This is a genomic window from Sinorhizobium numidicum (genome assembly GCF_029892045.1).
Taxonomy (GTDB): domain Bacteria; phylum Pseudomonadota; class Alphaproteobacteria; order Rhizobiales; family Rhizobiaceae; genus Sinorhizobium; species Sinorhizobium numidicum.
Map to the genome: position 1 here is coordinate 2,446,841 of NZ_CP120368.1, position 23,873 is coordinate 2,470,713.

Annotated in this window: 22 protein-coding genes; 13 read left to right on the forward strand and 9 right to left on the reverse strand. The window is 62.6% G+C overall.

Annotated features, from left to right (window positions below):
• Positions 1 to 19: 19 nt before the first annotated feature.
• Positions 20 to 1,426: an FAD-binding oxidoreductase gene (locus tag PYH37_RS23005; protein WP_280733731.1), complete on the reverse strand. Its 1,407-nt coding sequence runs from the start codon at positions 1,424 to 1,426 to the stop codon at positions 20 to 22.
• 575 nt (positions 1,427 to 2,001) lie between these two features.
• On the opposite strand from PYH37_RS23005, the gene PYH37_RS23010 reads away from it, so the two are divergent.
• From PYH37_RS23010 to PYH37_RS23045, 8 genes are all read left to right on the forward strand, one after another.
• Entirely contained in the window at positions 2,002 to 2,436 is a 435-nt protein-coding gene (locus PYH37_RS23010) for an anthrone oxygenase family protein (protein ID WP_280733733.1), read from the forward strand.
• 252 nt (positions 2,437 to 2,688) lie between these two features.
• Positions 2,689 to 3,888, forward strand: a complete 1,200-nt coding sequence (locus tag PYH37_RS23015; protein WP_280733734.1) for an ABC transporter substrate-binding protein — start codon at positions 2,689 to 2,691, stop codon at positions 3,886 to 3,888.
• 126 nt (positions 3,889 to 4,014) lie between these two features.
• Positions 4,015 to 4,881: a branched-chain amino acid ABC transporter permease gene (locus tag PYH37_RS23020; RefSeq protein ID WP_280733735.1), complete on the forward strand. Its 867-nt coding sequence runs from the start codon at positions 4,015 to 4,017 to the stop codon at positions 4,879 to 4,881.
• 4 nt (positions 4,882 to 4,885) lie between these two features.
• On the forward strand, positions 4,886 to 5,872 hold the full coding sequence (locus PYH37_RS23025) for a branched-chain amino acid ABC transporter permease (protein WP_280733737.1): 987 nt from the start codon (positions 4,886 to 4,888) through the stop codon (positions 5,870 to 5,872).
• 2 nt (positions 5,873 to 5,874) lie between these two features.
• Positions 5,875 to 6,654, forward strand: coding sequence for an ABC transporter ATP-binding protein (locus PYH37_RS23030; protein ID WP_280733738.1), 780 nt, complete (start codon positions 5,875 to 5,877; stop codon positions 6,652 to 6,654).
• Between the two features lie 3 nt (positions 6,655 to 6,657).
• Positions 6,658 to 7,380: an ABC transporter ATP-binding protein gene (locus PYH37_RS23035; protein WP_280733739.1), complete on the forward strand. Its 723-nt coding sequence runs from the start codon at positions 6,658 to 6,660 to the stop codon at positions 7,378 to 7,380.
• Between the two features lie 10 nt (positions 7,381 to 7,390).
• On the forward strand, positions 7,391 to 8,146 hold the full coding sequence (locus tag PYH37_RS23040; RefSeq protein ID WP_280733740.1) for an aspartate/glutamate racemase family protein: 756 nt from the start codon (positions 7,391 to 7,393) through the stop codon (positions 8,144 to 8,146).
• A gap of 129 nt (positions 8,147 to 8,275) precedes the next feature.
• Complete coding sequence (locus PYH37_RS23045) at positions 8,276 to 8,980, forward strand: GntR family transcriptional regulator (RefSeq protein ID WP_280733741.1); 705 nt, start codon at positions 8,276 to 8,278, stop codon at positions 8,978 to 8,980.
• Positions 8,981 to 9,004: 24 nt separating this feature from the next.
• Here PYH37_RS23045 and PYH37_RS23050 read toward each other — a convergent pair whose 3' ends face one another.
• On the reverse strand, positions 9,005 to 12,139 hold the full coding sequence (locus PYH37_RS23050) for an efflux RND transporter permease subunit (protein WP_280733742.1): 3,135 nt from the start codon (positions 12,137 to 12,139) through the stop codon (positions 9,005 to 9,007).
• Positions 12,136 to 13,320, reverse strand: a complete 1,185-nt coding sequence (locus PYH37_RS23055; RefSeq protein ID WP_280733743.1) for an efflux RND transporter periplasmic adaptor subunit — start codon at positions 13,318 to 13,320, stop codon at positions 12,136 to 12,138. The genes PYH37_RS23050 and PYH37_RS23055 overlap by 4 nt, the downstream gene beginning before the upstream one ends.
• Positions 13,321 to 13,613: 293 nt before the next feature.
• Between PYH37_RS23055 and PYH37_RS23060 the strand changes: the two genes are divergently transcribed.
• The 3 genes from PYH37_RS23060 to PYH37_RS23070 all read left to right on the forward strand — a co-directional run bounded on the left by PYH37_RS23060 (position 13,614) and on the right by PYH37_RS23070 (position 17,716).
• Positions 13,614 to 14,435 carry a cyclase family protein gene (locus tag PYH37_RS23060; protein WP_280733744.1) on the forward strand — a complete coding sequence of 274 codons (822 nt, stop codon included), beginning with the start codon at positions 13,614 to 13,616 and terminating at the stop codon, positions 14,433 to 14,435.
• 172 nt (positions 14,436 to 14,607) lie between these two features.
• Entirely contained in the window at positions 14,608 to 15,018 is a 411-nt protein-coding gene (locus PYH37_RS23065; RefSeq protein ID WP_280733746.1) for a carboxymuconolactone decarboxylase family protein, read from the forward strand.
• 127 nt (positions 15,019 to 15,145) lie between these two features.
• Positions 15,146 to 17,716 carry an ATP-dependent helicase gene (locus PYH37_RS23070; RefSeq protein ID WP_280733748.1) on the forward strand — a complete coding sequence of 857 codons (2,571 nt, stop codon included), beginning with the start codon at positions 15,146 to 15,148 and terminating at the stop codon, positions 17,714 to 17,716.
• A gap of 156 nt (positions 17,717 to 17,872) precedes the next feature.
• On the opposite strand, the gene PYH37_RS23075 is transcribed toward PYH37_RS23070, so the two are convergent.
• The 3 genes from PYH37_RS23075 to PYH37_RS23085 all read right to left on the reverse strand — a co-directional run bounded on the left by PYH37_RS23075 (position 17,873) and on the right by PYH37_RS23085 (position 19,799).
• The gene (locus tag PYH37_RS23075) at positions 17,873 to 18,334 is read right to left on the reverse strand and encodes a GNAT family N-acetyltransferase (RefSeq protein ID WP_280733750.1); all 462 of its coding nucleotides are present in this window, start codon (positions 18,332 to 18,334) and stop codon (positions 17,873 to 17,875) included.
• 68 nt (positions 18,335 to 18,402) lie between these two features.
• Complete coding sequence (locus PYH37_RS23080) at positions 18,403 to 19,032, reverse strand: cysteine hydrolase family protein (RefSeq protein WP_280733752.1); 630 nt, start codon at positions 19,030 to 19,032, stop codon at positions 18,403 to 18,405.
• Between the two features lie 86 nt (positions 19,033 to 19,118).
• On the reverse strand, positions 19,119 to 19,799 hold the full coding sequence (locus PYH37_RS23085; RefSeq protein ID WP_280733753.1) for a phosphoribosyltransferase: 681 nt from the start codon (positions 19,797 to 19,799) through the stop codon (positions 19,119 to 19,121).
• 285 nt (positions 19,800 to 20,084) lie between these two features.
• Between PYH37_RS23085 and PYH37_RS23090 the strand changes: the two genes are divergently transcribed.
• Together PYH37_RS23090 and PYH37_RS23095 are read left to right on the forward strand one after the other, a co-directional pair.
• A complete protein-coding gene (locus tag PYH37_RS23090) occupies positions 20,085 to 21,320 on the forward strand; it encodes a GGDEF domain-containing protein (protein WP_280733754.1) in 1,236 nt (411 codons plus the stop codon).
• Positions 21,321 to 21,522: 202 nt separating this feature from the next.
• Entirely contained in the window at positions 21,523 to 22,020 is a 498-nt protein-coding gene (locus PYH37_RS23095; protein WP_280733755.1) for a CreA family protein, read from the forward strand.
• 74 nt (positions 22,021 to 22,094) lie between these two features.
• Here the strand turns inward: PYH37_RS23095 and PYH37_RS23100 are convergent, their stop codons facing one another.
• From PYH37_RS23100 to PYH37_RS23110, 3 genes are all read right to left on the reverse strand, one after another.
• Entirely contained in the window at positions 22,095 to 22,391 is a 297-nt protein-coding gene (locus PYH37_RS23100; protein ID WP_280733756.1) for a hypothetical protein, read from the reverse strand.
• Between the two features lie 370 nt (positions 22,392 to 22,761).
• Positions 22,762 to 23,124, reverse strand: a complete 363-nt coding sequence (locus PYH37_RS23105) for a hypothetical protein (RefSeq protein WP_280733757.1) — start codon at positions 23,122 to 23,124, stop codon at positions 22,762 to 22,764.
• Between the two features lie 283 nt (positions 23,125 to 23,407).
• Complete coding sequence (locus PYH37_RS23110) at positions 23,408 to 23,872, reverse strand: chemotaxis protein CheW (RefSeq protein WP_280733758.1); 465 nt, start codon at positions 23,870 to 23,872, stop codon at positions 23,408 to 23,410.
• Between the last annotated feature and the right edge of the window lies 1 nt (position 23,873).

Here is a 23,873-nt window from a genome sequence, read left to right on the forward strand (position 1 = left end):
ATTAAGCCATCCGTCAGCGTCAGGCAAAGATCTTGCCCGGGTTGAAGATATTGTCCGGATCGAGCGCGCCCTTGATCTGCCGCATCAGATCCAGTGCATCGCCGAGTTCGGCCGCGAGAAAAGGCATCTTGCCCTGGCCGATCCCGTGTTCGCCCGTGCAGGTGCCGTCCATCGACAGTGCCCGCGCATTCAGCCGCTCGACGAAGGCCTCCGCCCGCGCCACATCGGCAGCGTCCTTATCGTCGAAAAGCAGCCCGACGTGAAAATTGCCGTCGCCGGCGTGGCCGACGATCGGTGCGATCAATCCATGCTCGGCAATGTCCTCGTGCGTCGCCGCCACGCAGTCGGCAAGCCGCGAGATCGGCACGCAGACATCCGTCGACAGGATCGCGCCTCCGGGCATCAGGCTCTTCTGCGCCCAATAGGCATTGTGCCGCGCCTTCCAGAGCCGCGCCCGTTCTTCCGGATTGGTCGTCCAGATGAAACCTGTAGAACCGAATTCCGACGCTATTTCGGCGAATTGGCGCGATTGCAGCTCGACGCTGTCGGCGCTGCCGTGAAACTCGACGAAGAGCGTCGGGATCTCCTCATAACTCAGGCCGGAATAGGAGTTGCAAGCCTTCATCTGGAGCGCATCGAGCAGCTCGATCCGGGCCACGGGAATGCCGGACTGGATCGTCAGGATAACCGCATTGCAGGCGTCTTCAATCGTCGGGAACGGGCAGACGCCGCCGGAGATCACCTCCGGTATGCCCTGCAGGCGCAGCGTGACCGAGGTGATGATGCCGAGCGTGCCTTCAGCCCCGACGAAAAGCCGCGTCAGGTCATAGCCGGCCGAGGATTTGCGCGCCCGGTGGGCGGTTTTGATCTCGCGGCCGCCGGCAACGACGGCGGTTAGCGCAAGCACGTTGTCCTTCATGGTGCCGTAGCGCACGGCATTGGTGCCGGAAGCGCGCGTCGAGGTCATGCCACCGATCGAGGCGTTCGCGCCCGGGTCGATCGGAAAGAACAGTCCGGTATCACGCAGATAGGTGTTCAACTCTTCGCGCGTCACGCCCGGCTCGACGGTGCAATCCAGATCTTCGGCGTTGACGGCAAGCACGCGGTTCATCCGCATCATGTCGACCGAAATGCCGCCGAAGGGCGCGTTGACGTGGCCTTCGAGAGAGGAGCCCGTGGCGAAGGGAATGAGCGGCACCCGGTGCGCACCGGCGATCTCGACGATCTCACGCACCTCGGCGGCATTCTCGGGAAAAACGACCGCGTCCGGCAATTGCGCGGGAATGTAGGTTGTCGTGTGGGCATGCTGGGCGCGGATCGCCTCGCCTGTCTGGAACCGATCTCCGAAGCGGGCCGCAAGAAGCGCCTTGACCGCCACGATGCCGCTCTCGTTCCTTGCTCCGGCCCTGATTGCCTTCAATGCCACAAAAACCCTTTCCACGTCCCCCGTGCACCCATGGGCGCCCGAAAACCGCCATAACATTTTGAACTCCCGGACAATTTATCCTCAATTCGATCCCGAATTAAGGAATTATGCCCGCCTCGGGATGAGGAAAATGCGCCCTGCCTTCTGCTCGCATCCCGCTCCAAACTCTTGCAGCCTGCAACACTTTCAACACTGCATGGTTCCTTTACTCGATCGCGGCTTAGGGAACCATGCAGTAGAACCGCCCACAACGACCTGGCATCCGCTTGGCCAAGGCCATCGTGATCCTGCAGCATCCTCCCGGAGCGCGCTCAAGCGAATGCAACGCCTGAGCAGGACCGAGTGGGAAGCGCTTACAATTCAAGGCGCTACTGTGCAAATCGGAATCAATTTGTCCAGAAGTTCACGTCATCTCCAGGGCCAGAACCCGCGCGAAATCGCCGCGGGTGATACCCGCTTGTCACAAAGTCCGGCCGCTGACTACCCGCGATGCGCGTGCGGCCGTCAGCAAGAGCGGATAGTGCAGCTTTTGTTTGCGGCATCGGCTATCATGCCTGAAAACGGGAGAATGTCGAATGTTCGGCCTGCTCGCTTTGGTCACCGCGTCCATCTTCTTCGGCGCCGCGATTTATATCAATGTCGCCGAGCAACCGGCGAGATTGCACCTCGATGATCGCGCCGCGCTCGCGCAGTGGGTCCCGGCCTATCGGCGGGGCTTCGAGATGCAGGCGTCTCTCGCCATCATTTCCGGCCTCCTCGGCGCCGCGGCATGGTGGTGGACGGGCAATCCGCTCTGGGGCCTCGGGGCGGCGGTCATCATCCTGAACTGGCCCTACACGTTGCTCATCATCATGCCGGTCAACAACCGCCTGGAAGCAACCGCGCCGGACCAGGCGAACGAGGAAACCCGCGGCCTTCTTGCGCGCTGGGGCCGGCTGCACGCGGGCAGGAGCGCCCTCGGCGCGATCGCGGCCGCCATTTATCTGATTGCCGCTGCTCGCGGGATTTGAGCAACGGCGGGGCGCAACCCCGCTGACCGAGCACGAAGCAACGCCCACCCCGCTCGCGGATGCCCCGCAGCCTATCCGCTTCTCTCCATCCGAGCTGAGCCACGAGCCTCGCTGCGCCAGCTCACGCTTTCGCAGTGCGGAATCGATTTTGTATACAAAATAGAACATCAATGTTGACAATCATGTACTTTAGGATTTCCTTAACCTATCCGCATCGCGAGAGCGCGCCGGATGCAACGGATGGGGAGTGAGATGATCAACAGACGCTCGACATTGAAATCGCTGGCGCTCGGCGCCGTGTCATTCCTGGCAATCGCAGCGGGAGGAGCCTTTTCCGCGCAGGCTGAGAACAAGGAGCTCAAGATCGGTTTCGTCGGTGTTACCAGCGGCCCTGCCGCGGCCTGGGGCACGTCCAATGTGCGTTCGATGCAGACGCGCGCCGACTGGCTGAACGAGACCGGCGGCGTGAAGATTGGCGACGACACCTACAACATCCGCATTGTTACCTTCGACGACCAGAAGGATCCCAAGCGCGCCATCGCCGGCATGGAAAAGATGGCCCAGGAAGGCATTCACTATGTCGTCGGGCCGAATGTCGACGACGGCGCCGCTGCCGTCCGGCCCGTGGCCGAATCCAAGGGGATCATCTATTTCCCCTACGCCTTCCCGAAACCACTCTATACGCCGCCGGCCTCGAATGCGGTGCTCGGCATGGTCGCCAACTATCAGTCCGGACCAGCAATCTATAAATATCTCAAGGAAAACAAAGGCGTGAAGAAGGTTGCCTTCGTCGCCGCCAACGAATCCGATCCGCTGAGCCAGCGCGACAGCGGCGTTGCCGCCGCCAAGGAACTCGGGCTCGAAGTGGTGGCAGAGACCGATACCTACCAGACCGACACCCGCGACTTCACGCCGGTCCTCACACCTATCGTCCAGTTGAAGCCGGATCTGCTCGTCCTTTCCGGGGTCGCCCCGGCCAATGCGCCGCTCCTCATCCGCGCGGCGCGCGAACTCGGCTATGAGGGCCTGATCTCGGCCGAGACTGCGCAGGACGCGACTGTCTTGCAGGAGGGTGCCGGCGAACTCGCCAACGGCTTCATATCGGTCGGCGGCGCCTCGACGCCGGAAATCCGCACGCCGCTGATGGAGGAGTTCATAGATCGCTACACCAAGAAGTTCGGCGAGTACAATGACGAGTCCAACACCAAGGTCTATGCGCTCGAATACATTATCGAAACGCTGAAGGCGAACCCGAAGGCGATCGACAATGTCGAGGAATTCAAGAAGACCATGGACACCTTCTCGGCGCCCAATCCCTACGCCAAGGACAGCACGCTGAAATATGTCGGCATGACCTCCTTCGGTCAGAAGCGGCAACTCTCCGTCCCGATGGTGGTGACCGAATTCAAGGATGGCGAATTCCAGACGCTGTTCGTCGGCGAAGTGGACTGACGTTCGCTTGGTGACGAAGCAAGGGGCGCGGCCGAATGCAAGACCGCACGTCTTCTGACCGCGCTCCGACAGGATCAATCGAGGTTCGGGAGTGAACCGAACCTCCACACCGCTGGATCCGCCGCCATGGAACAGGTGATTGCCAACGGGCTTTATGTCGGCGCCCAGTACGCGTTGATCGCGCTCGGGCTGACGCTGATCTTCGCCCTTATGAACGTGCTCAATTTCGCGCACGGGCAGATGTATGTGCTGGGCGGCTTCGTGACCTACTCGGTTTACGGCCAGCTCAAGCTGCCCTTCGTCGTCGCGCTGATCTGCTCGGGGGTGACGCTCGCGGTCGTCGGAGCGCTTCTGGAAAAGTTTCTCTTCCGGCCGGTAATCCGCCGCAGCAAGCGCGAGGAAAGCACGATGCTGCTCGCAGCCGCGACGGCGTTTTTCCTCGATGCGGTCATACTGCTGCTCTTTGGCGAGAAGCAGCGCGGCGTGCCGAAGATCATCAGCGGCGTCTTCGTTTCCGACCGGGTGATCCTGCCCTACGATCGCATCGTGGTCGGCGTCGTCGCGATCCTGATGATCGCCGCCTTCATGCTCTTCATGCAGTACAGCAAGCCCGGTCGCGCCATGCGGGCGCTGGCGCAGGACCGCGTCGCCGCCCAGTTGATGGGCGTCAAGGTCGAGCGCTATTCGATGATCGGCTTCGCGCTCGGGGCCATGCTTGCCGGTGTCGTCGGCGGGTTGCTCGTCAGCATCACCGGCGTCAATTCCGGCATCGGCGGACCGATATCGATCAAGGCCTTCCTGATGGTGATGATCGGCGGCGCCGGCGTCGTCGGCGGCGCGATCGCCGGCGGCTTCATTCTCGGCATGATGGAATCGGTCGGCCTTACCGTGCTGCGCGAATATGGCGACATAACCTACCTCGTCATCTTCGCATTGCTGATGATCTTCCTGAGCATCCGCCCGCATGGGCTGATGGGCAAACCCTGGGGCTGATGCGATGCGCAAGTCATCGACCACCGCTATCAAGATCGCCTCGTCAGCCCTTTTTCTCTTGGTGCTGCTCGTGGGTGTCCCGCTGCTGATCGCCGCTACGGGGCGAAGCGACCTCTATTACACGCTGACATCGGTGGCGCTGCTCAGCATTATCAGCGCCGGCGTGTGGATCACCTTCTATATCGGCCGCATCAATATCGGCCAGGGCGCCTATGCCCTGATGGGCGGCTATGTCTCGGCCATCCTGGTCATGAACTACGGCGTGTCGTTTTGGCTGACCCTGCCAGTAGCGGGCCTCTTCTGCGCCGCCGCGAGCGTGCTCATCGGCGTGCCGATTCTGCGCCTGCGCGGCGTCTATTTCGCGATGGTCACATTGGTACTGACGGAGGTCGCCCGCCTCCTAGCGCTTGCCCTGCCGATCACCAACGGCGCCAGTGGCATTGTCAGCATTCCACTGCCGTCCGGCATCAGCTTCTTCGGCCTTACACTCATTCCGGATTTTGCGACGCTGGCCAATCCCCGGCTCGCCTTCTACATAGCCTCCGTCCTGCTGATGGCGCTCTGTTTCCTCGGGCTCTATCGGCTGGCGCACTCGCGCATCGGGCAGCTCTGCCAATCGCTGCAGCAGAACGAGGAACTCGCCTCATCGATCGGCGTCAACATCGGCTATCTCCGTGTCATCGCCTATGCGCTGTCGTCCTTCCTCGGCGGCGTCGGCGGAGCCATGTTCGCCTCGATCTCCCAATCGATTTATCCGTCGAGCTTCACCGTCGCCGACTCGGTCAATTTCATGCTCAACTGCTTCCTCGGCGGACTCGGCTACGTGCTCGGGCCGATGCTCGGCACTTTCGTGCTCTATTTCGGCTGGGACCTCCTGTTCCAGACGGGCGAATTCCAGCTTCTGATCTTCTCGACCGTGCTGATCGTGCTGATGCTGATCCTGCCCAATGGCCTCCTGAGCCTGGCACTGCCCCGCAAGAGGAGCCTTTAGCGATGCCGGACATCCTGGAAATCGTCGGGCTCACCAAGCGCTTCGGCGGCCTTATCGCGGTCAACGACGTCTCGTTCTCTGTCCGCGAGCGCGAGATCCTATCGGTGATCGGACCGAACGGCGCGGGCAAGTCGACCTTGTTCAAGCTGATCTCGTCCTTCCTCAGGCCGACCGACGGCGAGGTGCGCTTCAAGGGAGAGCGCATCTCCGGGCTTGCGCCGCATATCACCGCCCGCAAGGGCGTGGTGCGAACTTTCCAGGAAACGACGATCTTCAAGGATATGACCGTGCGCGACAATGTCGTGACGGCCCATCACCTGCGCTCGCGCGCCAGCCTCGCCGGTTTCTATTTCGGCAGTGCCGCCGCGCGGAGCGACCTCGACGCTTTCGGCACGTCGGCGGACGAGATTCTTGCCTTCCTTGGATTGGAGCCGATGCGCGGCGAGGTCGCCAGCACCCTGCCCCACGGCCATCTGCGCGCCCTCGGCATTGCGATTGCGCTTGCTACCGATCCTTCCGTCATCCTGCTCGACGAACCTTTCGCCGGGATGAACCGCGACGAAACCCGGCGCGCGGTCGAGATCGTGCGGAGGCTGCGCGAACGCGGCATCACGGTGCTGCTGGTCGAGCATGACATGCCGGCCGTCATGAACATTTCCGACCGCATCGTCGTGCTCAACTTCGGCCAGAAGATCGCCGAGGGCATACCGGCGGAAATCCAGCAGAACCCCAAGGTCATCGAAGCCTATCTCGGCGCCGAAGACGAATCGATCGGATTGTAGGCCATGGAACCACTGCTGAAATTCGAGGGTGTCGAGCTCTACTACGATCATGTTTACGCCCTGAAGGGCGTCTCGATCGAAGTCCATGAAGGCGAGACCGTCGCGCTGATCGGCGCCAACGGGGCGGGCAAGTCGTCGATTCTCCGCGCCATCACCGGCCTTAAAAAGATCCGCAGCGGCGAGATTCGCTACCGCGGCAAGCGTATCGACGGCATTGGCGCGGACGAGATCGTCCGCATGGGCATCTCGATGGTGCCCGAGGCGCGCCGCGTCTTCCCCTTCATGACCGTTCGCGACAACCTGCTGATGGGCGCCTTCACCCGCAGCGACAAGGTCGAAGTCCAGCAAAGCATGGACATGGTGCTGACCCGCTTCCCGCGTCTCAAGGAGCGTTATTCCCAGCAGGCCGGGACGATGAGCGGCGGCGAGCAACAGATGCTCGTGATCGGCCGGGCGCTGATGGCGCGGCCCCGCCTGCTGCTGCTCGATGAACCGTCGCTCGGGATCGCCCCGAAGCTGGTGCAGGATATCGCCCGCTCGATCGTGGCGATCAATCGCGACGAAAAGGTCAGCGTCCTACTTGTCGAGCAGAACTCACGCATGGCGCTGCGCATCTCTAAGCGGGCCTATGCGCTGACCACCGGCGTGGTGGCGCTCAGCGGCAATTCGTCGGAGCTGCTGACCGACGAACGGGTCAGGCATCTCTATCTCGGCGGAGAATTCTAGGCGGGCTCACATGCGCATACTCGTCATAAACCCGAACACGACGGCTTCGATGACCGGCAAGATCGGCACGGCCGCGCAGATCGCGGCGTCGCCGGCGACGCAAATCGTGGCGGTCAATCCGCAGGACGGACCGCCGAGCATCGAGGGGTATTTCGACGAGGTCTTCGTCGTGCCGGGAATCATCGCGGAAATGGCAAAGGCGGGCGCGGTGGATGCCTATGTGATCGCCTGTTTCGACGACACGGGCCTCGACGCGGCTCGCTGCGCCGCGGAGGCGCCGGTGATCGGCATCGGCGAAGCCGCCTTCCATCTCGCCACTCTCGTCGCCGGCAAATTCAGCGTCGTCACGACCCTTGCGCGCTCAGTACCGGCAATCGAGCACAATCTCGTAAAATACGGCCTCGCCTCCCGCTGCGCCAAGGTTCGCGCCTCCGATGTCGCCGTGCTCGACCTCGAATTGCCGGGCTCCGACGCCCGCAGCAAAGTTTCCGCCGAAATCGCCCGCGCGATTACCGAGGACAAGGCGGAAGCGATCGTGCTCGGCTGCGCGGGCATGGCCGATCTCGCCCACGCGCTCTCGCTCGAGCATGGCGTGCCGGTACTCGATGGTGTCGCCTGCGCGGTCCGGCTTGCGGAAACGGTTGCGGCGCTCGGCCTTAAAACATCGAAGGTCGGCGGCTATGCCGCGCCGCTTGCTAAGCGATTTGCCGGATATTACGCGCCCTGGTCTCCGCCGATCGGCACGGGCATGCCGCGCACTCCCTAGCGCGCGCACCGGATGGCGGGGCGGATTGACCGGAGGGCGCCGCCTATGAGAATTCATGGGCTTCGAACAGGCCCCGGAGCGTTTCGGCAAGCGGGCACGGCAAGGGCGAGCGCGCCGGAAACGATGAACATGTTGACGACACTTAGGCCTGACAACGATAGCAAAAAGCCGGCGGCGCGGTGGTCGCCGATCTATCATGGGTTGAGGGACGCGATCGTCAGCCACCGCCTGACACCGGGTACGAAACTGCCGGAGGATGAGCTCGCGTCGATCTACGCGGTGAGCCGCACGGTCATCCGTGCCGCGCTCCAGGCGCTCTCTCACGATTGGCTCGTGCGGCTCGAGCCCAACCGCGGCGCCTTCGTTGCACAACCGTCGACGAAGGAGGCGCGCGAGGTCTTCGAAGCTCGCGCCCTGATCGAGCCGAGGGTTGCAGCCCTTGCCGCCAAGGTCGCAAAGCCCGAGGACCTGACGCTGCTGCGCGGCCATCTCGAAAGGGAGCACGAGGCGCTCCACGCCGGCCGCGACAGCGATGCGATCATGCTCTCCGCCATGTTCCATGTGGGTATCGCCGAAATCGCCGATCAAGCGGTGCTGACCGGCTTCGTCCGCGATCTCGTCTCTCACTCATCGCTGATCATCGCGCTCTATTGGAGGCGGCGCGACACCACCTGTGAAAGTCACGCGCACCACGCTTTGGTCGATGCCATCGAGACTGGCGATCCGGACAAGGCAGCGCAACTGATGAAGGATCACCTGGCCGATCTGCTATCGGGCCTCGACCTCAACCGCACGGAAAGAAGGCTGGAAAACCTCGCGGACATCCTGCGCTGATATTGCGATGCTTCGGTCGCCTCTTCAGATTTCGAGCGCGGCCGCCGCGTCCATTTCCTCGTGCAGCTTGCGTTCCTCGTCCGCATGCGGCTTGGTGAAGCGGGCGATGACGAGATAGGCGACCGGCGTCAGATAGAGCGTCACGATCACCGCGAGCCCTAACCCGCCGACGAGCACCCAGCCGAGCGCGATGCGCGCTTCCGCCCCGGCGCCGCTTGCGAGCACCAGCGGCAAGGCGCCAACGACGGTGGCGATCATCGTCATCATGACCGGCCGCAACCGGATATTGGCGGCATTTTCGATGGCGCTGCGCACATCCTGGCCGCGGTCGCGCAACTGATTGGCGAATTCGACGATCAGGATGCCGTTCTTCGCCATGATGCCGACCAGCATCACGAGGCCGATCTGGCTGTAGATGTTCAGCGTATTGCCGGTGACAATCATCGCGAAGACGGCGCAGGCGAGGCCGAGCGGCACGGTCGACATGATGATCAGGCCGCTGATGAAGCTTTCGAACTGCGCCGCAAGCACCAGGAAGATGATCACGATCGCGAAGCCGAAGGTGACGAAGAGGCCGCTCGCGTTCTCGTCAAGCGTCGCCGCTTCCGCCAGCGGCATCACGCGCGAGCCCGGCGGCAGCAGCGGCTCCGCCATCTCCTCCACCATCGACAGCGCCTCGCCAAGTGCCAGATCCGATTTCAGGCCGGCCGAGAGCGAGACGGCACGGAGCTGCGATTCGCGCGAAAGCTGCGGCGCCACGGCCTTTTCCTCGATCGTGGCTATGGAGGACATCGGCACGATCCGGCCGTCGCCCGCCTTGACGAAGATGTTCTGCAGGTCGGTCGGGTCGTTGAGCGGGGCCGTCGAGGAGAGCAGCTTGACCGGATAGGCCTCGCCCTCCACGAAGATATCGACGACGCTGCTGCCATCGAGCATCGCCTGAAGCGCCCAGGAGAGACCGCTGATATCGACGCCGAGATCCGAAGCCCGCTCGCGGTCGATCGTCACAGACAATTGCGCCTGGTTGGCCTCATAGTTCAGCCGCACGTTTTCGAAGCGGCCGGTGTCTTCGATCGCACGCAAGAGCTTTGCCGCCGCGTCGCCGAGCTTCGTATAATCGTTGCCGACGAGCGCGACCTGCAGACCACTGCCGGCGCCACGAATACCAAGGCTGTTCGACTGGATAGTGAAAGCACGGACGGAGGGGACAGCCGCCGTCACCTTGTTGATGTCGGCGACGACCTGGCTCTGGCTGCGCTCGCGCTGCTCCCATGGCGCGAGCGTCAGCACCATGAAGCCGCTGTTGGCCGAGCCGCCCTGGCCGGAAATGGAAAAGACGTTGCTGATCTCGCCGGCTTTCACCAGCGGTTGCAGCCCCTCCTCGATCCGGCGCATCTGCGCCTGCGTATATTCGAGCGAGACGCCCTGCGGCGCGTTGATCCTGAGCATCACCTGCGACCGGTCCTCATTCGGCGTCAGCTCGGATTTCAGCGTCAGGAATGCCCCCGCACCCGCCGCGGTAAAGAAGGCGGCAACCACGAAGACGATGAGCGGCGCGTTGAGGCAGGCGCGAAGCGTCGTGCGATAGAAGGCGGAGGCCCGCGCACCGAAGCGCCGCATCACGCCCTGATGGGCGTGGGCTTCCGTCGTCAGCAGCCGCGAGGCGAGCATCGGGCAGAGTGTCAGCGACACGAAGGACGAGAGCAGAATCGAGAACGCGAGCACAAAGCCGAATTCGCGGAAAAGCCCGCCCGTCTGCCCCGGCAGGAACGAGAGCGGCACGAAGACGGCGGCAAGCGTCGCCGTCGTCGCCAGAACCGCGAAGAAAACCTCGAGCGTACCGTGCACGGCGGCAGCCCGCGGCCCGAGCCCCTCCGCACGGCGGCGCACGATGTTTTCCAGCACCACGATGGCGTCGTCCACCACGAGGCCGGTCGCAAGCACGATCGCGAGCAACGTCAGAATGTTGATCGAGAAGCCGGCGAGATAGATCGCCGCCACCGTCCCGATCAGCGAGATCGGCATCGTGATCGTCGGAATGAGGGTCGCCCGCCAATCGAGCAGGAAGAGATAGATGACGAATGTGACGATGAAGACGGCGACGCCGAGCGCGATCTCCACCTCGTGGATCGCGCCGTTGATGAAAACCGCATCGTCGCTGGTGATCTTGAGTTCGGTTCCCGGCGGCAGGATGTCCGAGGAGATCGTGTCGATCACCTTGCGCACGCCCTCGGAAATATCGACGGTGTTGGATTGGGCCTGGCGGATGATGCCGAGGCCAATGCCCTGACGGCCGTTCGAGCGCAGCGCCGACGTACCGGTATCCGGACCGAGCGTCACGGTCGCAATATCGCGAAGCCGCACATTGTTGCCGAGAATGAGATTTTCGAACTGCTCGGGCGTCTGCAGGTCTGCCGTCGCCCGAACCGAAATGTCCTGGCTGGCGCTCGTCAGCGAACCCGCTGGCACGTCGTAGGAAGCATTGGCGAGTGCCTCGCGAAGATTGGCGGCCGTGAGGCCGCGCCCGGCGAGCTTCGCCTGGTTCACGTCGATGCGGAAGATCTTCTCCTGGTCGCCGTAGACACTCACGTCGGCAACGCCTTCGACCGCCGCCAGTCGATCGCTGATCTCGTTTTCAACGAGCAGCGTCATGTCTTCCATCGTCATCGTGTCGGAGGTGAGCGCCAGGCGCATGATCGGTTGGCTATCGGAATCCGCCTTCACGATTCGCGGCTCGTCGGCATCCTCCGGCAGTTGCCCGGCGACCCGGCCCAACGCGTCACGGATATCGTTCGCCGCCTGGCCGATATCGGTCGCGTCAGAGAATTCGAGCGTCACGCGGCTGCGCTCGAAGGAGGAGGACGAGGAAATAGCCTTCATCCCCTGAACACGCGAGACGGCACCCTCGATCACCGAGGTGACCTCACGGTCGATCGTTTCAGGTGAAGCGCCGTCGAATTGCGTCGTCACCGAAATGACAGGCTGGTCGACCTGCGGCAATTCGCGGATTTCGACGCCGTTCCAGGCGGCGAGCCCGGCAACCACGATGAGCGTGTTGACCACCAGAGCGAAGATCGGCCGGCGAATGAACAGCGCGGTGAACCCGGTCTTTCCGCCCTGCCCTCCACTTGGGTGATGCCCCCCCATGCCGATATTCATTGCGCGTCCCCCGCCACCTTCTGCTCAGGGTCGGTCCGCGTTTCACCGGCGACGCGCACCGCGCCGCCGTCACGCAACCGCTGCACGCCCTCCGTCACGACATTATCGCCTTCGGCGAGTTCCGCATCGACAAGAACCTTGTCGGGGTTGCGCTGGATGATCTTGATCGGCACGCGCTCGCTCTTGTCGCCCTTGACTCGCCAGATATAGGACCCCTCGGAACTCCATTGGACCGCGAGCGGATCGACGGTCGGATAGCGGTCGCCGTCGAAGGTCATGGTGACGGAGAAGGACATGCCGGCGCGCAGCATGTCGTCCGGGTTTTCGAGCCGCGCACGGACCCGAAGCGTACGGCTCGCCTGGTCCAGACGGTTGTCGATCGCATGGATGACACCGTCAAGCTGGCCGCCGGGCTGCGCGATCGCGCTCGCCGTCACCGGCTGGCCGACGAAAATCTTGCTGGCAAAGCGTTCCGGCACCCAGAAATCGACGAGAATCTCCGAGCGGTCGTCAACGACGGCAATCGGCGTCGACGTGGTGACGTAATCGCCGACATTGACAGTGATGATGCCGACGATGCCCTTCGATGGTGCGATGATGTTACGCCGCTTGAGATCGAGCTCGGCGGCCCTCAGCGCCAGCTCGGCCGCCTGCAATGCGATCTCGGCATCGCGCACTTCGACCGCCGTCACCGCGCGCGCCGTGCTGAGATTGCGGTAGCGCTCGACCTTTTCCCGAGCGCTGTCGCGTGTCAGCTTGGCCTGCTGCGCCACGACCTTCTGATCCTCGCTGTCGAGCCGTGCGATCACTTGGCCTTCGGCGATCTTGTCGCCGGACTTGACGAGGATCTCGGTGAGGTTGCCGGTTGCCGCAGGTGTCACGGTTACGGAATGGATCGCCTCGCCGTTGCCGATGGCGTTGAGCCTGTCGTTGACGACGGCGCTCGCGGAGGGCTTGACGACAACCAGCGTCGCACCGCCAAAACCGCCTCCACTGCCGCCGTTGCGCTGTCTGCCCCCCTCTCCCTCGCCGCTCTGTGGCTTGGACAATGCATCGATCAGGGGGTGCGAGACCCCGATCGCCGCCAGCGTTTCGCCCGCTCCCGGCGCAAAGCGCACCCAGGCGGCGGCCCCCACGGCGAGGACAACGACGCTGACCGCCAGCTGCTTCCAAAGGCGCATTCATGTCTCCAAATAAAAAAAGCGCTCCAGCGCGGCGTCTGCCGGCGGAACGTTCCGATTTGCCCTGAGTATCGTTAGTTGCGCGCGTTCGGGCAATCTCGGAATGCCATCATTACGCAATTGTAATAAAAGCGAATTTGTTGGCGGCATGATGGCGCCTGTGATCGACTCCGAATTCCATGGTTTCAGCAGAGAAGCGATGTTTACAGGGTTCCCGGCTCGTCTATTCTGCTTTCCCTCTGGCCAGCATTTCCGAACGGTTCCGACATTGAACTCATATAAGGAGAAGCACAATGTGCGATGCGTGCGTTATGGAATCGGTAAAGCAGCGGATGCTGTCGCGGCGCGGTTTCTTCCGCGCGGCCGCCGCCGGAACGGCGGGCATGGCCGTCGCCGGATTGGGCGTGGCACCGCCGGCGCTTGCCACCGGTCACAGCAGCGTCACCGACCTCACCCATGAACTTCACGAGGAGTTTCCGACTTACTTCGGTCAACAGCAGTTCTTCCGCGAACAGAAGTTCAAATATGCCGAACACAAGCTCAACCTCTACGAACTCCGGGTGAACGAGCATACCGGCACGCATGTCGATGCACCCTTGCATTTCTCGGCCGACGGCCTGTCGGTCGCCGAACTGCCCGTCGAGAAGCTCGTGGTGCCGCTCTGCGTCGTCGACATCCGCGAGAAGGCATCCGCCAACCCGGACGCGCAGGTGACGCCGGAGGACATCAAGGCATGGGTCTCCGCCAATGGCGATATTCCGGAGAATGCTTGCGTCGCCATGCTCTCCGGCTGGGCCGCCCATGTCGGCACGGACAAGTTCCGAAGCGCCGACGCCGAAGGCAAGCTGCACTTTTCGGGTTTCCACGTCGAGACTGCCAAGTTTCTGCTCGAAGAGACCAAGGCGGCCGGCATCGCCGTCGATACGCTGTCACTCGACCATGGCCCCTCGCCCGATTTCGCCACCCATAATGCCTGGCTGCCGGAGGGCCGTTGGGGCCTGGAGGCCGCCGCCAATCTCGACAAGCTGCCGGCGAAAGGCGCCACTCTGGTTCTCGGCGCGCCAAAACACCGCGGCGGCACCGGCGGGCCGGCTCGCGTCTTCGCGCTGGTCTGATATCGAGATTCATTTGGGATGCGTCGTTCGGCGCATCCGGCCGGATGACCCATGCATGTTTCCTTAGATCGGAGCCGAATTTAAGGATAAAAACATGCAGCAATTCAAAGTGCTACAGCGACCTTTGTGCGTCTGAAAAGACGCATGGCGCTGCAGTTCGACAGGAGAAACGATGAGCACTGTGACCCCGCCCGGCGACCCGGAAAGCAACCCTCGCGTAAAAGCCGTGTTCAATGATATCCGCGCCACCCGGAAATCGGATTTCATCAACAACATGTGGCCTTGGCTCGCCTTCGATCCGGACCTGCTCGAACGCACCTGGCAAGAGGTCAAGGCGGTCATGGCGACGCCTTCGGCGCTCGATCCGCTGGTGAAGGAAATGCTCTATATCGCGGTTTCCGTCACCAATGGATGCGGCTATTGCATCCATTCGCACACGGCTTCCGCCAAGGCCAAAGGCATGACCGAGGCCGAGCATGCCGATCTGCTGCGCGTCATCTCGCTTGCCGCCAAGACCAACCAATTGGCCACGGCGCTACAGGTTCCGGTCGATCCCGCGTTCGACGCGACCGGCGGACCATAGGGTTTCGGAAACCACCGGCGGGAAAACGCCTGTCTTTCCACAGGCTTGTCCCGATCGGTAAAGAATCCGGAATAAAAGAAGAACATCCTTTCTGGCCTTTCGGTCCCGAATCACTACATTGGGCCGCATGAGCAAAGGTTTTGACGACATTCCCTTCTTCGACGAGGAGCCGGCGCCGCGCAAGCCCGCGCCTGCCGGCGGCGGCATCGCCGCGCGCGCCATGGCCGCCCGCGACAAGGCTCAACGGCCGGACTATCTCGCCGGCCTCAATCCGGAGCAGACGGAAGCCGTCGAAACGCTCGAAGGTCCGGTGCTCGTGCTCGCCGGCGCCGGCACCGGCAAGACCCGCGTGCTGACCACCCGCATCGCCCATATTCTTTCCACCGGCCGTGCCTACCCCTCGCAGATCCTCGCCGTCACCTTCACCAACAAGGCCGCACGCGAGATGAAGGAGCGCATCGGCGTGCTCGTCGGCCATGCGGTCGAAGGCATGCCCTGGCTCGGCACCTTCCACTCGATCGGCGTCAAGCTCCTGCGCCGCCACGCCGAGCTCGTCGGGTTGAGGTCCAATTTCACCATTCTCGATACCGACGACGTCGTGCGGCTGATCAAGCAGCTCATCCAGGCCGAAGGGCTCGACGACAAGCGCTGGCCCGCCAAACAATTCGCCGGCATGATCGACACCTGGAAGAACAAGGGCCTCGATCCCTCGCAGATTCCCGAGGGCGATGCCCGCGCCTTCGCCAACGGCAAGGGCCGCGAGCTCTACGCGGCCTATCAGAACCGGCTGCTGACGCTCAACGCCTGCGACTTCGGCGATCTCCTGCTGCACCCGATCCGGATGTTCCGCGCCAATCCGGACGTCCTGAAGGACTATCACGATAAGTTCCGCTACATCCTCGTCGACGAGTACCAGGACACCAACACCGCGCAATATATGTGGCTGCGGCTGCTGGCGCAGCGGCCTCGCTCGTCAGAGCGAACTGGCGCAGGAAATCCGGGCGAATCCCGAGCCAGCGAAGGCTGGCCGGACGACGTTTCGTCCGCCCCCGCGGAGCGCAGCCGCTCAAGCGGCGACAGCGTGAGCGCAAACAAACAGCAGCAGATAAACATCTGCTGCGTCGGCGACGACGATCAGTCGATCTATGGCTGGCGCGGCGCCGAGGTGGACAACATTCTCCGTTTCGAGAAGGACTTCCCCGGCGCCAAGGTCATAAAACTCGAGCGCAACTATCGCTCGACCGAGCACATCCTCGGCACCGCCGCCCACCTGATCGCCCATAACGAGGGTCGTCTCGGCAAGACGCTGTTCACCGAGCGCACCAACCCGGACGACGAGAAGGTGCATGTGCACGCCGCCTGGGACTCCGAAGAGGAAGCCCGCGCCATCGGCGAGGAGATCGAGCAGCTTCAGCGGGGCAAGCACAATCTCAACGACATGGCGATTCTGGTGCGCGCCTCGTTCCAGATGCGCGAATTCGAAGACCGTTTCGTCACGCTCGGTCTTAACTACCGCGTCATCGGCGGCCCGCGCTTCTACGAACGGCTCGAAATCCGCGATGCCATGGCCTATTTCCGCCTCGTCTGTCAGCCCGCCGACGACCTGGCCTTCGAGCGTATCGTCAACACGCCGAAGCGGGGTTTGGGCGACACCACGGTTCGCACCCTGCACGACTATGCCCGCGCCCGCGACATCCCCATGCTTTCCGCCGCTGCCGAAATCATCGAGACCGACGAATTGAAGCCGAAGGCGCGCAAGGCGCTCTTCGACGTCGTCACCGATTTCCGGCGCTGGCAGACGCTGCTCGAAACGACGCCGCATACGGAACTCGCCGAGCAGATCCTCGACGAGAGCGGCTACACAGCCATGTGGCAGGCCGACAAATCGGCCGAAGCGCCGGGGCGCCTGGAAAACCTGAAAGAACTCATCCGCTCGATGGAGGCGTTCGAGTCGATGCGCGGGTTTCTGGAACACGTCGCGCTCGTCATGGATGCCGAACAGAACGAGGATCTCGACGCCGTTTCGATCATGACACTGCATTCGGCCAAGGGCCTGGAATTCGACACCGTGTTCCTGCCGGGCTGGGAGGAAGGCCTCTTCCCCCATCAGCGTTCGCTCGACGAAGGCGGCCGAGCCGGCCTCGAGGAAGAGCGCCGCCTCGCCTATGTCGGCATCACCCGCGCCAAGCACCGCTGCCATATCTGGTTCGTCTCGAACCGCCGCATTCATGGGCTCTGGCAATCGACGCTGCCCTCGCGCTTCCTCGACGAACTGCCGATCGATCATGTGGAAGTGGCCGAACAGGAAGTCTCCTACGGCGGTTACGGCCGCGGCGGCTATGGCCAGTCGCGCTTCGACAAGGCCGATCCTTTCGAGAACTCCTATCAGACACCAGGCTGGAAACGCGCGCAGCAGCACCGCTCGGAGGCGACCCGCGACAATTGGGGCACCCGCTCCGGCCACGCTATCGAACGGATCGGCTACGGCGAATCAGGCCCGCGCACCCGCACCATCGACGGCGAACTGGTCGCCAAATCGACGACCGCCGAACCCTCACGCTTCAACGTCGGCGACCGCGTCTTCCACATCAAGTTCGGCAACGGCAACATCGCCGCCATCGAAGGCAACAAGCTGACGATCGATTTCGATCGCGCGGGTCAGAAGCGGGTGCTGGACGGGTTTGTGGAGCGCGTGTGATTGCAGCACGAGCCGGCGGACGATTACCGGCGGTAACGGCAGTCGCCCCCTCCCCTAAGCGGCGGAGAAAGAAAAATCAACGGCTTAGGCGAAGGCCAAACGTTAGATTTTGCAGAGAGGGGTCCATTAGCGGCCTCACATCGAGTCGCACTCCACTCAAAACATCTTTCGGTACATCACGAACCCCGACTTCTCCGCCACCTGGTCGTATAGCCGCATCGCGGTGTGGTTCGTCTCATGCGTCAGCCAATAGACCCGCGGCGAACCGGCCGACCTCGCCCGCTCATAGACACCCTCGATCAGCGCCCGGCCCACGCCCTTGCCGCGAGCGGCCTCGCTGGTGAAAAGGTCCTGGAGATAGCAGTTCGGCTGGATCGAGGTCGTGCTGCGGTGCAAAATGTAGTGCGTGAGGCCGATCAGCCGGCCGTCGCTTTCGGCGACCAGCGCATGCATCGGCTCATAGGTATCGAAGAAGCGCGACCAGGTCATCCTGGTGATGTCCGGGTCGAGCGCGGTTTCGCCCGAGCGGCCGTAGAAGGCATTGTAGCCATCCCAGAGCGGCAGCCATTGTTCATAGTCGGTGCGGCTTATCGGGCGAATGGAGAAAGCTTCGCTCATTTTTCAAATCCTGGGCTGAAAGAGATTTTTGCAAGTGTGGCGGGCGGCGAGGCGCGCGCGGGCGAAGGTTACCCCATTGCTCCGACAATTTCTTCCACCTGGCAGAGGATCGCATCGCCCATGAAGGCGATATTGTCCAGCGACCGCTCGGCCGCCTCGTGATGTCCCGGCCCGCAGGCGTCACGGAGAACGATCGGGACGAGGCCGAGGTCGGCGCCATGGCGTACGGTCGGGTCGATGCCGATCTCGGTGGCGATGCCACAGATCGCAAAGGAGGTCAGCCCAAGATCGCGCAGGATGATCGAAAGCGGCGTTCCCTCGAAGGCCGAGAAGGTGATCTTGTCGAGGATCGCTTCGCTTTCCCGCGGCGCAAGTTCGGGCACGATTTCGAAGCCGGGCGTGCCGCGCAGGAACCACGGCTTGACCGCGTCCGGATCATCAGTTCGCTGCCAGGCCATCGCCTGGCGCAGTTGGAATGCGCCCATGAGTTCGCGCGGCATCGACATGTGGCGAAGAAAAATGACCGGATAGCCGCCTTGCCGGGCAGCCTCGACGGCCTTCAGGACCTTCGCTGCGATCTCGGCTCCGTCCTTGACCTGCCGCACGATGCCGACCTGCATATCATAGACGATGAGCGCCATCCGGTCCGGACGGCAGAAATCTGCCAGGTTTTTGCCGATGTGTCGCGTAGCCGCCATTTGCCCCCTCCTCCGATTTTGGACCAACATGTGGCGCCACATGCACAAAATCAATGGCGGGAGAGGGCTCTTTCTCGCGCGAAGCGTCAGCCGAGGACGTTGCGGCCGTCGTCTCCGCTCGCGCGCTTCAGAAGCGCGACCACCTCGGCGTCCGTGGTCTGGTCGAAATCGTCATAGTAGATGCTGACCGCGTGGAAGGGCTCGGGGCTTGCAAGGCAGACGATCCGGTCGACCTCGCGGCCAAGGCTTGCGATCGCGCTCGGTGGTGCGACCGGAACGGCGAGCATCAGCGCCGCCGCGCCGGCCTGCCGCAGCGCCTGGATCGCGGCCTTGGCAGTGCCACCCGTCGCGATGCCGTCATCGACGACAATGACGTTGCGCCCCTTTGACGAAATGCGCGGTCGGTCGCCGAGGTAAAGCGCGCGGCGGCGCGCGAGTTCGAGCCGCTGCCGCTCCGTCTCCTCCTTCAGGTAGGTCTCCGGCGGGCGCACCAGACGTATCGCTTCGTCATTCAGCACAAGTTGCGGCTCATCGCTGTCAACGAGCGCGCCAAGGCCGAATTCTGCGTGTCCCGGCGCACCGATCTTGCGAACGATCAAGAGTTCGAGCGGCGCCTTGAGGATGGTCGCCACCTCGAAGGCGACCGGCACGCCGCCGCGCGGCAGCGCCATTACAAGAGGATCGGCGAAATTCTCGCGCTCGATGGCGCGGGCGAGCCGTCGGCCCGCGTCGACCCTGTCCGCAAAAGGCAGTCTTTCATGGGGCATGGCATCTACTCCGGACCACGTTGAACCGATCCAAAGTCATGAGCGTGATCCCTAAATTCGGTCAGCCGAGGAAGCGCATGGCGCGTCCTCGTTGCGATCCAGGCTCGATTTCGCTCCAGCTCGAAAACCAGCAACACCCGACCACAACCGCTTTCGTGCAGCATGATCGCTCAAATTGCAGCGAATTTCTCCGGCCTTCGTTAACGCGCCGTAGGTAGCAATTGACCTCGCATACTGGCTGGAACGCAAGCTTTCTTTTATTTTAGCACGACAGGCCGTTTCGAAATGAGCTTTTTCCCCGCGTTATCGTTGATTGCGCTGCTGGCCATGCTGCCGGTTCTTTTGGCGCTGCGGCGGTCCGCGGCTGCCGGCGCCTGGGAATTCTCGGCCGGCTGCATGCTTTCCGCAATCGCGATCGGCATGATGATGGCGGCGGATGCGTTGCGGATGCCGCTCGCCATCCTGGCCGGCTATGCAGCGCTTGTTGCGGCCTTTCCTTGCATTCTTCTGGGCCTGCGCCGGCTTCTGGCCCTATCATTCCCTCCGGCGGTGCTTTCGGCCATCGCGCTTGTGGCCGGCATAGTCGGCCTGCTTGCCGCGCTCGACGGTCCCGATGGCCTCGGCGGCCGTATCATCGTTGCCGCCGGCCTTGGCGCCGCCTTCCTCCTCGCCATCTGCCTTGCGACGCTCGACCGCTGGCAGGCTGAAAAGCCGGCGCTGAGTGCTGCCATCATCGGCTCGGCCGCCCTCGCCCTCGCTGCGCTGGTCCCCGTCCTCGGACCTTCGTCGCACGCGCCGGTGCTTTCGGGGTCACCAGCCGCAATCGCCTTTGACTTGTCGCTCGCGATGATGCGGATGCTCTTCCTGCCATCTCTCTTTTTCGCCGTCATCCTGACGATGCAGAACCGCATCATCGCCGGTCTGAGGGCCATGGTCGCACGCGACGAACTGACAGGAGCGCTGTCGCGCGGAAAACTGATCGAAGAAGGGGAGCGGATTTTCGCCGATTGTCTTGCCCGCCGCCGGCCGCTCGCCTTCCTGCTGCTCGATCTCGACTATTTCAAGCAGATCAACGACCGTTACGGCCACGCCTGCGGAGATATGGCACTCGCCCATTTCGCTCAGACCGTCTCGGCCTTCCTCGATGGACGCGGCGCTTTCGGGCGGATCGGCGGCGAGGAGTTCGGCCTCATCCTGCCGAACCACACGGAAGAGCAGGCGGCAGCGCTTGCCGATGCGATATGCCGGATCGTGCGCGAAACGCCGGCTGGCCGGGCGCACCAGCGCATCCGGCTGACCGTCAGCATCGGCATCGCCGCAGCGGCACCGGGCGACACGATCACGGACGTGATGATCCGCGCCGACCTGGCACTTTACGATTCCAAGGCCGATGGCCGAGATCGTTGTTCCATCGCCAGGCACCGTCAGATCGACGCCAGCGGCCGTGCGCTTGCGGCAGCCGCCGCACAATTGCGGCACGCGGAAGTTTCACCACACGAACAACTGCGCCATACGGCCTGAAGGCCACCGGACGGACAACGTTTGTCGCGGGCACAGCGGCGGCTTGTTATTGCCGAATCCGCCACCTATGTGAACGGTGCAGCTCACTGCATGTATCCTTAAATCAGCGCTGATTTAAGGATAAAACAGGCAGCAATTCAAAGTGTTACAGCGGCCCTTGTGCGTCTAGAAAAGACGCATGGCGCTGCAGTGGAGGATACTCATGTTGCGCCGCATCCGCACCTTGCTTCTCGCCAGTCTCGCCCTTTCTGCCGTGGCAGCTCTACCCGGCCGGGCCGAAACGGTCGGCCAGGTCGGCGTCGATTGGCTTGGCAACGACATCAAGATCGACGCCGTGCGCGATCCGAAAGTCACCGGCGTGACCTGCCACGTCACCTATTTCGACCGGAGCGTCATTGACCGCCTCAAAAACGGCAACTGGTTCGAGGATCCTTCGAACAATTCGATCGCCTGCCGGCAAACCGGCCCGATCGCCATAGGGGATATCGATCTGTCGAAGGAGGGAGAGGAGGTTTTCCGTTCCGGGCTGTCGCTGATCTGGAAGGACCTGCTCGTGACCCGCATCTACGACAAGGCCAACGATACGCTGATCTATCTGGCACATTCGCGCCAACTGACCGATGGCTCCGCCAAGATGTCGATCACGACGGTGCCGCTCTTCGGTCAGCAGGTCACCTGGGAAAATGGCCGACCCGAGTAGGACGCCTACTCGCAAAAAGGGCGGGATAAGATCGCCTCATCCCGCTCCAGAAAACAGGACTTCTCAGCCCTCATTCAGGGTGTCGGCGGAACGATACCGCGATAGTAGTTGCCCTCGCCGGACTGATATCTCTCCCTGTAGGTCATGCCGGTCGAAGAGGGCCGCTGACCGTCGATACTGCCGGTGGGCATCACATCGACGTTCGCCGGAGCGCGACGTGGCGTCTGCACCTCCACTCGGTTTTGGCGCCCTGGAGGATTATGGGGGTCGATTCCCTGGTAGTAAGTATCCGCAAAAGCCGGCGCAGCGGCACCAACAAGCGCGGATGAGAGGACAAATGCAGCGAATGACGTTTTCAGAGAAACTCTCATGACGTTAACTCCTCGTGTCCGTTGAGCACCCGGCCTCCTAACGGATGCGATATCTGCAGCATACGGCCTCCTCACGAATGCTACGGTTACGAAGATACCATCCGTGGCCCTTGCAGGCGTTTGACGTTTTGTCACGATTGCTCATCGAACAGTGATGCGGATTACGCAACTTTAACTTGACGCAACAATACGCCAGACTTCCCCATCATGATCTTTGTCATCGAGGATATTCTTCGCGCGCTGCATGACCAGCGGTTTGCAATAGCTATCCACTACCGGGCGACGCGGCGTCCATTGGCGTGGGCCTTGGACGCCGTTAAGTGCGCCGAACTACCCGAGAAGTTGGTGAGTCGTGCGGTTACCCAGCCGTTCAGGGGCGAGGTGCCGGGGGCATGATACCCTGGTAGTAGTCGCCTTCGCCGCCGCTCTGGTATTCATTCCTGTACCACTCGCGGTCTCTAGCAGGTGCGCTGCTGATGCTGCCCGTCGGCGCAGGATCCACGTAGTAGATGCTCCCAGTCGGCCTCGGATCGACGTAGATGCTTCCGGTAGGCGTGCGGTCGACATAGTACGGGCCCTCTACCATCGGCACAAACATTGACCCGCTGTTCTGAGTCCCCGGAGGATGGTGCGGGTCGACGCCGTGATAGAAGTTCGTCGCAAAGGCCGGCGCGGCTGCTAGGGCGGATGAAAGGACGAATGCGGCGAATGATGTTCTCAGAGAAACTCTCATGGCATTACTCCTGTGTCCGTTTCAGCATCCAGTCTCCCGGCGGATGCTGCGATTGTCAGCACACGGCCTCCCCACGCATGCGGACCTCACGAGCATAACTCGTTTTCCGTGCAAGAGTTCCTGGCCCCGCGCTTGTCGATCGGTCACGTTTGCTCATTCAATCGTGATGCGGATCCGGCAAATTTGCCTCTGCGCTGAGCTCACCGGCGTCCTCGCTGATCGCTCATGCAAAAGGCCCGCTCTCGCGGGCCTCGCAGGTGTTGGGCGCGAATTCGCTTCAAGTCTAGGCGGCCTGCGCCAGCTCGTCGGCAATGACCGTATCGAGGTTGAGGAAACAGACCATCGACTTTTCGAGCGCGACGATGCCGCGGCAGAAGGCGCGCTGCGCTTCCGGAATGATTTCGGGTGCGGGCTGCAGGTCTTCGCTGCGGATCGTCATCATGTCGGAAACCTGTTCGACCAGCAGGCCGACGAGCTTGCCGTTGATGTCGGTGACGATGATCGCCGAGCGCTCCGACGGCTCCGTCATCTTCATGCCAAGGCGGCAGGCCATATCGATGACCGGAATCACCGCGCCGCGCAGGTTGATGAGGCCGAGCACATAGGATGGTGTGTGCGGCATCGGCGTCACCGGAGCCCAGCCACGGATTTCGCGGATCGCCATGATGTCGATGCAAAATTCCTGATCGCCAAGGTGGAAGGAGACGATTTCGAGATAGGCGCCTGACTGCTTGATTGCGTTGCTCATG